This window comes from Shewanella sp. AC34-MNA-CIBAN-0136, from assembly GCF_040309945.1.
Classification (GTDB): domain Bacteria; phylum Pseudomonadota; class Gammaproteobacteria; order Enterobacterales; family Shewanellaceae; genus Shewanella.
The window spans coordinates 60,351-68,981 of the sequence record NZ_JBEOPJ010000022.1 but is presented as its reverse complement, the minus strand read 5'-3'; the positions used below and the strand labels follow the sequence as shown (position 1 = coordinate 68,981).

The window sequence follows — 8,631 nt, the reverse complement described above, 5'->3', positions numbered from 1 at the left end:
GGAGAAGGATTCGAACCTTCGAAGGCTGAGCCGTCAGATTTACAGTCTGATCCCTTTGGCCACTCGGGAACCCCTCCTCAATTGCGGTCGCCATAGTAGTCAGAAACCTTTTATATGTAAAGTGGATAATTGAATATTTTACTAAAGTTTATGACTGTTTGGTCGATAAAATAGCATCGAGCAGTAGTAGTGATGTTTTTATATGCAAATTGAGTCAACATTAGTCAATGAGTTACAAATAGGGAGCCGATTAAACGTTGCGATTGAAAACAATCGTCGCGGTGAATTTGGTTTGCTATTGGCTATGTTGTCAGTTGATGCTCGCGATATGGCTCAATTTCAGTTAGATAATGATGTAGAAAGCACACAAAAACTGCGACAACAATTTTCTGTACCTCAACCCCAGTTATTAGTAGATGATATTTCTATTCACCCAGACACTATTGATAACGCGATGTTATTTCAGCAGCAAGGCGCACGGCAGTTTCAACTACAACAAGCATTGACACCTGAAGCGCTAGTGATAAGAGGTGCTCAATCTGATGCGATGGTTGAAGTATTAAGTAACTGTGATTACTTAACTAAGCATAAAGCGATTAATGCTTACCAACAACACACCCCATTAGAAGATATGCATTTTCTAGAACAGCTCAGCACGCAACGTAAAATATCTAATACGTTATCTTTACAACTGGCTTAACTGCTGAGATTTCAGGCTAAAATCCTGAGACTATGATTTAATTTTGATAATTGTGAGCATGGCAAATAAAAGCTTGCCAAAACTCAGTTATATTTGCCATTTGACGTGGTTCAAACAGATGGGGTGACATAATGATTAAGCAAATTAAACAGCAACAAGGAAATGTCAGTGACAGTTGTACTGAATGCGGCAGTTATGTAGATATTGGCGCTGTTGTGGAAGCAGAAGATACGTTATTACTGCTTAGCTTTGTAGGAAACGATGCCTTATTGCAAGCTCAATCTATGCTGCAAGTGGCTCAAGAGCGTTTTCCTGATACTAAAGCGGACATTATTGATGAAGATAGCACTATTTCTTTGAAGCTTGATTTTGCGTTCAGCGTAGAGAAAATGATTTTTCAACTTGAAAATCAACTGTAGATTTCAGTCGTTTGTATTAGAAATATACACTGTCATATAATTGATGTTAAACACATTTTGTGGGAGTGGGTTTAGCGTGTCAACAATCCAAATAAAGCGTAACAATATATTAGTAAAGGATTGCTGTTTTTGAGTATCGCGTGTAATCTGCTTTACATAACAAAAAGGTATAGTAGCGCATGATAATGTAACGTTATTCATACCTTTAACGCGAACTTCACTCCCTATGTATTATTGTAACATTATCACTCAAATTCTGATTTTCAGAACTAATAATAACAAGTGTACTGATTAATAATGTAAAAATTTAGGGTTATGAAGCCATTTTTCGGGATGTAAATGAATCGAAAAGAGCAACAGCACTTATTGGAATTAATTGTAAATTCCAGTGCTAAACAACAAGGTGATTTCACAAAAACTGCAGAGTTAGTGTGTCAACTGCTGCGTGAGTATTTCGCTGCGTCATTTGTATCCGTGTGGACTCTCGTAAGTCAATCTGCGAATGATGATTTTACTGCTGATGATGAAGACAATTTTACTTGTGAGCATACTCTAGTAGCCAGTAAGATTGATGAATCATTGAGTCATTTATCTCACCTGAGACACATCACAATAGATCCTCAATATTTTAATGAATTACGATCTCACCGTTATATTTTATCCTCTGATAACTCGCACATAAATCTCGTTGAAACATTTTCAGATTACTACCAACATCATAACATTGTCACCAGTATCGATATTGCCATCCGAATTAATGGACATATTGAAGGTGTGTTATCGGTTGAAAGCTGTGAAAAAGTTAATTGGATAAAATCTGATATTCAGTTTGCTATTCAATGTGCTGACCAATTAGCTTTGACGCTAGCGACTCGTTATACCTATGATAGCAATGAACAAATTTACTTATTGCGCAATGCAACCGAGCAATCCGAACATGTCGTGATGCTGGTGAATACCGATAGTCTAATCATCGAGTATGTTAATAGTGCCCATGAGAAAATGACTGGGTTGCCACGGGAAACTGTTGAGCACCATAGTGCATCGAGTCTTGATATTTTTAGAAATACCCCACAATTACTTGAACATGTAATCAGTAAATTACGTAATAGTGAGATTGTTAAAGGTAACCTTAAGCTCGCGCGGATTGATGGCAGTGAATATTGGCTAAATTACCATATTACCCCGTTTGTAACGGAGCAGGGTAAGCATTATGCGTTAGTGTCTAGTTATGATAATTCGGCAGAATATTTACACAAAGCGGAATTAGAGCGTTTAGCATGGCATTGTTCTTTGACAGGCTTGCACAATCGTAGTCATTTTACTCCTCAATTAGATCGTGCCACTGCTGGGATACTGATTCTGATTGATTTATTAGGCTTCAAGCGCTTTAACGATACCCATGGTCATGTTCAAGGCGATAGCCTTTTAATCGAAATCGCACGGCGCTTAAAACACTTTGCTGTATCTGTTAATGCTATTGATGTTGCCAGAATAGGTAGCGATGAATTTGCTGTGTTATTGCCACCCATGCACTCTGGGACCGATATTGAACAAATGATCAGCCGGTTATATATGAACCTAGCTGCGCCATCGGTTATCTCGCGTGAGAAAGTTGAGCCAAAACCGGCGCTTGCAGTGGTTGATATTAAGTCTGTTGTTGGGATGTTTGCCCCGTTATCTTGTGCCGATATTACCTTACAACATGCTAAAAAGAAAAATGGTGCACATTACCAGTTTTTTAATGAAGCACTACTTGAAACGTTTACCACCAACGCTGAAATAGAGCGTGATTTACATAGTGCTATTCGTGGTCGAGAATTTGAGTTGTATTATCAACCCTTAATGGACTTACAACATAATCAGTATATTGGCGCTGAAGCATTAATTCGTTGGAATCACCCTAAAAAAGGCGTGTTATATCCAGGTGCGTTTATCGAAATCGCAGAACAAACCGGGTTGATTAACCAAATTGGCGAATGGGTATTAGAAACGGCCTGTAAGCAACTGAATTTATGGCAGCATAAAAACGTCAATATTACGATGCATGTGAATGTTGCTGCGAGGCAATTTTTTAGTGGCAACTTGTACGAACAAGTTTGGCGCTTAATCACCCGTTATCGTATCAAGCCTAAAACGTTAATTCTTGAAATCACTGAAACTGAACTCATGGGTGACATTCGATATGCTATCAATCTATGCCATGAGTTGGCAGAGTTAGGCGTCGGTTTAGCGATTGATGACTTTGGGACGGGTTACAGTTCAATGAAGTACTTAAAGCAATTTCCGATATCTAAATTAAAAATTGATCGCTCGTTTATCATGGATATATCTTCTAGCCACGAAAGTCGTGAGATTGTCAGTGCGATTATCGCGATGGCAAAAGCATTGAATATTTCGTTAACTGCTGAAGGGGTTGAAACTAAAGAGCAAGAGGAGTTTTTAACATTAAGTGCTTGTCATCATGCACAAGGATTTTTGTATAGCCCTGCAATCCGTGTTAATGATTTTGCTTTGTTTATTCATGCCCATGAGTCTAAACCGCAGAAATTAGTATTAATGAGCAATTCATTGGTTTAGTCAGCGTATTCCTTGTTGTGCGAATCGGACTTTACTGATGACGATTAAGATTGTGCAACTCGCATCTATTGCTATTTCGTCGCTATTGTTAATTAGTGCCCATTTAAATAATGGTTTTACGATTGCTTAGTATCTACATAGTCACTCTGCACCAGTATTTATTATCAATAAGAAGGGCTAAGCATTATTTATTGATGTTAACTCATACGTTTAGCACAACATTGTTTAAACTTTTTTCCGCTGTAACAGATACAAGCATCATTTCTGCCGGGTAAACGAGTTTGCATTTGCTGTCCATCGGTGTAAAACCATAAGCCATCTTTTTTGATAAATGACGAACATTCATAAACCGCATCAATATGCTTATTTTCAATAAACCACGCTTTAAATGTCACTTCACCACAGTCAGCCTGTTGATTCGATGATAATACCTGTAAACCTAACCACTGAGTTTTACCTTGGGCAAGCTGTTGTTCAGTCAAACCGTGTAAATAGTCTGGATGATGCGTGGCAATCAAGTAGCTAAACTGACGTAATACAAAAGCACTATAGCGAGAGCGCATTAAACGCTCTGGCATCTCTGCTACAACAAGACCGGCATGATAGGCTTCACAGCACTGGTAGTAGGGCAAACTACTGCCACACGGACAAGATGCCTGCTTTATCGCGGATAAATCACTATTGTTCATCAGGTAATTCTTTTGACGTGGCAGCGATAAATTGTCGGCCGTAATAAAGATTCGGTACTGGTTTAGCGTCATAGTAAAAATGTGGCGCGGCGTGAGTGTTAGAGTCGACACTAATTTTCCACTGTTGTTTACTGTCTTTGGTAAACACAGTCACAAATTTACCGGCAAACTCACTGACCGGTTCGCCAGATTCTTTTCCTGGGTGAAAACGGACTAAATAATAACCGATGTCAGTTGCGCTATTTGGCTCGCTATAACGTACAAGTACACGAAAATCGACTTCAAGTTTAGCGTTCTTACGTTTAATTTTATTAAAAAATCGGCTATACAGATTGAGGATATTTTCTTTACCGCTAATAATTCCTCTTTCTTGTGTTTCAGAAATATAAACTGCATCGTCAGTATATATGTTTTCCATAGCGGCTAAATCGAGTTGTTCAAAAGCGTTAGTCAATTTTGTAAAATTGGCATTCAAAACCTGGTGAGGGATCGATTCAGTGGCATAAACATTCGAACTGCTAACGCACAGGCTCACTGCAAGAAGCAGTGAAGATAGCCATGGCGTATTCAAAATGGTCAATATTCTTATCAAGGAATTATTCTCTTTTTATCTAATGTAAATCAATAATGGCAAGCGATACCGTTAGCACAACTATAAATTATTGAGCAACTTTGCTAAAGGATAGAATCTTTACAAAGTATGTAGGAGGTGACATATGTCGTTAAGTGATGACGAATTATTTTTACAAGAAATGGCCGATGTGACCCCTCTTAAATATGAACATCAACCACAAACCACCCAAATATGGCTTAATCCATTAAGTTTAACAGATGCGCAACTGGCAAAGCGAGCGGCAGCTGAGCAACATGAGTTGTTACAGTTATTACCCACTGAGGCTTATTTATTTGCACCCCTTAAGCCAGACGATGTGGTGAGTTATAAAATGGATGGCATCCAAGACCAAGTATTTAAACAACTTAGTCTTGGAAAGTACCGTTTTCAAACCGTATTAGACTTACATGAATATCGGCTTTTACAGGCTCGTGAAAGCTTACTTAATTGTGTGTTAAGTGCTTATGAGCGCGGCGAACGTAACATACTGGTTATCCATGGAAAGGGGTATAAAAGTAAACCTTATCCAGGATTGCTTAAATCCGCAGTCTGTCATTGGTTACGCTTTATTGACCCCGTAATCGCATACCATTCGGCTACTAAACAGAGTGGTGGCGTTGGCGCTATATTTGTGATGCTAAAAAAATCACAGCAAAAAAAGATTGAAAATAGTGAGCTGAATAGAAAAGGTCGCGGTTTTAGGTAGGTTTTAAGCTGATTAATTATCGATATAAATAAAAAGGACGCCAATTTATATTGGCGTCCTTTTAAGAGTGAATTAATTAGATGATAAAATGCGAGTTTCTGAGTGACCATTTATTTGAGTCAGCTACTGATTCAGCCTTATTATTTATTAATTCAACTAATTGCTATAACCCTTTAGTACAGATCATTAGTACAGTTCATTAGTACAGTTCATTAGTACAATTGGTCATCACTAGCGTTACCAGCCACACTGACGATTAGCTTGGTTATTTTGCTCATCTAACCACACTTGCAATGGTGCAAAGTAATCTAATACTGCCTTGGCATCCATTTTATCGGACCCCGTCACTACACTCAGTGCTTCCGGCCAAGGTTTGCTGGCGCCCATTTCGAGCATTTCATTCAACTTAGCCCCCGCTTCTTTATTTCCATAAATGCTACAGCGATGAACTGGGCCGGTATCACCTGCAATATCACACAGTGCTTTGTGGAATTGGAACTGCAAAACATGCGCTAAGAAATAACGCGTATAGGGAACATTACCAGGAACATGGTATTTAGCACCAGGGTCGAAGTCGGCTTCAGTACGTTCAATTGGCGCTTTAACACCTTGGTACTTTTCACGTAAGTCCCACCAGGCTTGGTTATATTGCTCCGGTTTAATGGTGCCGTTAAATACTTGCCAGCGCCATTGGTCGATCATCAAACCGAAAGGCATAAAGGCAATTTTATCTAATGCTTGCTTTAACAATAAGCCAATGTCTTTTGACGCATCGGGTACGGTTTCGAGCAAGCCAATTTTTTGCAAATATTTAGGCGTAATCGATAAGGCAATCGTGTCACCAATGGCTTCATGGAAACCATCGTTGGCAGAGTTTTTAAAGATAAACGGCTGATTTTTATAAGCACGTTGATAGAAGTTATGGCCTAATTCGTGATGAATAACGCTAAAGTCTTCAGCATTTTTCTGAATGCACATCTTGATCCGAAGATCATCTTGGTCGTCTAAATCCCATGCAGATGCATGACACACCACATCACGGTCTTGAGGTTGAACAAACATTGAGCGAGTCCAGAATGTTTCTGGTAATGCACCAAAGCCAAGTGAAGTGAAAAAGCCTTCAGCTTGTTTGACCATTTTTGTTTCATCGTAGCCATTCTGGGCTAACAATTCGGTAACGTTGTAACCTGGGTCTGCATCTTTAGGTGCGACACTATTATAAATCGTGCCCCATTGCTGAGCCCACATATTGCCCAATAAATGTGCAGGGATAGGGCCTGTTTTAGGTGCAACGTCGTCACCGTATTGCTCATTTAGTTCACCACGAACATAACAATGTAATGAATCATATAGAGGCTTAATTTGTGCCCATAGACGATCTAATTCGGCAGAGAATGCTTCTGGCTCCATGTCATACTGACTTCGCCATAATTCAGATAAGTCGGCGTAACCTAAATCTTGTGCACCTTGATTAGCTAATTCGACTTCACGTTCAAATAGTGGACGCATTGGTTTGGCTATTTCACGCCAACCTTTCCAAGCTTCTAAAAGCACTGCAGGGTCTTTCGACTCTGCCATTATATTGGAAAGCTCTGGTTGAGTGAGGCAGCGACCGTCGGCAAAGCAGTATTTGCCTTTACCATATAAACCGTTAAGTTCAGACGCGATGCTGGCAAGTTCTGCGTTTTTAGCTGGGTCTAGAGGGGCTGGTAAAACAAGGCTACTGCGTAAGCTGTTAAGTTTTCTGGCATTAACAGCATCAAGCTCTACATTGGCATATTTCGCCGCTTCAGTTGCATAGCGCACAGATGTTGAGGTGACTTTTTCACCCATAGCGGCAGACAACGCCGCGGTGTCATCAGTGATAAAATTGGAATAAATCCATTCAGCCCGATTAGCTTCAATTGATAAATTGGCTAAATCGGCTTCAGCTCTATTGACAAAATCGATAGCCGCAGCGGTATCTATCTTTTCAGTAGGTATCTGAGTGGTCGCATTCGTGTCGCTACAGGCACTTAAGCCTAATGCTATTGAAACAATAAGTGCAATTTGAGACGGTCGTTTTAAAGGCAAGTTCATGTTGTGTGCATCCTTGTTTTTATTATCGGCATCAGTGTACCGAAAAACAGCATGTATTGCATATTAGTTAACAATCTGGTGTGGTTGTTACGATTTTTGTTATTTGTCTTAATAAAGAAAGCTGACAATTTCGATTGACATCTGTGCACTCAATGATTAATTTAAACAGGTGTTTAAATTAACTTGGGTCTGGGAATGGCAAGCCGTACTGATACAAAAACAAGAATACTCGATGCAGCTGAAAAGTTGTTTGCTGAAAGAGGTTTTTCTGAAACGTCGTTACGACTGATCACCAGCAAAGCTGAAGTCAATTTGGCATCTGTTAATTACCATTTTGGTTCAAAAAAAGAATTAATTCGAGCTGTGTTAGCAAGATACTTAGATGTATTTATGCCAAGCGCCGCGGTAGAGATTAAACGTATACATCATGCGCCTGAGAATGCGTCACTAAACGAGATTTTTTCTGCTTTAATTAAACCGTTACTTGAACTCAATAAAGTACGCAACGGTGGCACGATTATTTTCTTGCAGCTGTTAGGTCGCGGTTATATTGAAAGCCAAGGTCATTTGCGCTGGTTTATTACCACGCATTATGGTGAGCATTTAGCGACGTTTGTACAAGCGGTATCAGCCAGTGCACCTCACATACCTGCAGCAGAAATGTTTTGGCGTTTGCACTTCACTTTAGGGACTATTGTGTTCACTATGGCTTCTGCAGATGCATTAAATGAAATTGCCACAGCAGATTATGGTGAACATAACAATATTGAAGCCATTATCCGTAAAGTAATCCCCTACATGGCAGCAGGCGTTGCTGTCCCTGTGTTAACAAACTAAGAAGGTAT

The 8,631-nt window shown here is 39.5% G+C and carries 8 protein-coding genes; 5 read left to right on the top strand and 3 right to left on the bottom strand.

Annotated elements, in window-relative coordinates; translation table 11 throughout:
- Window positions 1-202: 202 nt before the first annotated feature.
- The 3 genes from AAEY94_RS18345 (at window position 203) to AAEY94_RS18335 (ending at window position 3,699) form a co-directional block, all read left to right on the top strand.
- Window positions 203-700, top strand: a complete 498-nt coding sequence (locus AAEY94_RS18345; RefSeq protein ID WP_101088401.1) for a VC2046/SO_2500 family protein — start codon at window positions 203-205, stop codon at window positions 698-700.
- Between the two features lie 131 nt (window positions 701-831).
- Complete coding sequence (locus AAEY94_RS18340) at window positions 832-1,119, top strand: DUF406 family protein (protein ID WP_350979543.1); 288 nt, start codon at window positions 832-834, stop codon at window positions 1,117-1,119.
- A 339-nt stretch (window positions 1,120-1,458) separates the two neighbouring features.
- On the top strand, window positions 1,459-3,699 hold the full coding sequence (locus AAEY94_RS18335; RefSeq protein WP_350979541.1) for a sensor domain-containing phosphodiesterase: 2,241 nt from the start codon (window positions 1,459-1,461) through the stop codon (window positions 3,697-3,699).
- Between the two features lie 197 nt (window positions 3,700-3,896).
- Here AAEY94_RS18335 and AAEY94_RS18330 read toward each other — a convergent pair whose 3' ends face one another.
- Together AAEY94_RS18330 and AAEY94_RS18325 are read right to left on the bottom strand one after the other, a co-directional pair.
- The gene (locus tag AAEY94_RS18330) at window positions 3,897-4,388 is read right to left on the bottom strand and encodes a YchJ family protein (protein ID WP_101088398.1); all 492 of its coding nucleotides are present in this window, start codon (window positions 4,386-4,388) and stop codon (window positions 3,897-3,899) included.
- Complete coding sequence (locus AAEY94_RS18325) at window positions 4,378-4,980, bottom strand: YybH family protein (RefSeq protein ID WP_350979539.1); 603 nt, start codon at window positions 4,978-4,980, stop codon at window positions 4,378-4,380. The genes AAEY94_RS18330 and AAEY94_RS18325 overlap by 11 nt, the downstream gene beginning before the upstream one ends.
- Window positions 4,981-5,104: 124 nt before the next feature.
- Here AAEY94_RS18325 and smrA point away from each other — a divergent pair, with 124 nt between their 5' ends.
- Window positions 5,105-5,707: a DNA endonuclease SmrA gene (gene smrA, locus AAEY94_RS18320; RefSeq protein WP_162023028.1), complete on the top strand. Its 603-nt coding sequence runs from the start codon at window positions 5,105-5,107 to the stop codon at window positions 5,705-5,707.
- 237 nt (window positions 5,708-5,944) lie between these two features.
- Here the strand turns inward: smrA and AAEY94_RS18315 are convergent, their stop codons facing one another.
- Window positions 5,945-7,786 carry a M2 family metallopeptidase gene (locus AAEY94_RS18315; RefSeq protein WP_350979536.1) on the bottom strand — a complete coding sequence of 614 codons (1,842 nt, stop codon included), beginning with the start codon at window positions 7,784-7,786 and terminating at the stop codon, window positions 5,945-5,947.
- Between the two features lie 195 nt (window positions 7,787-7,981).
- Between AAEY94_RS18315 and psrA the strand changes: the two genes are divergently transcribed.
- Window positions 7,982-8,623: a TetR family transcriptional repressor PsrA gene (psrA, locus tag AAEY94_RS18310; protein ID WP_101088395.1), complete on the top strand. Its 642-nt coding sequence runs from the start codon at window positions 7,982-7,984 to the stop codon at window positions 8,621-8,623.
- Window positions 8,624-8,631: the final 8 nt, after the last annotated feature.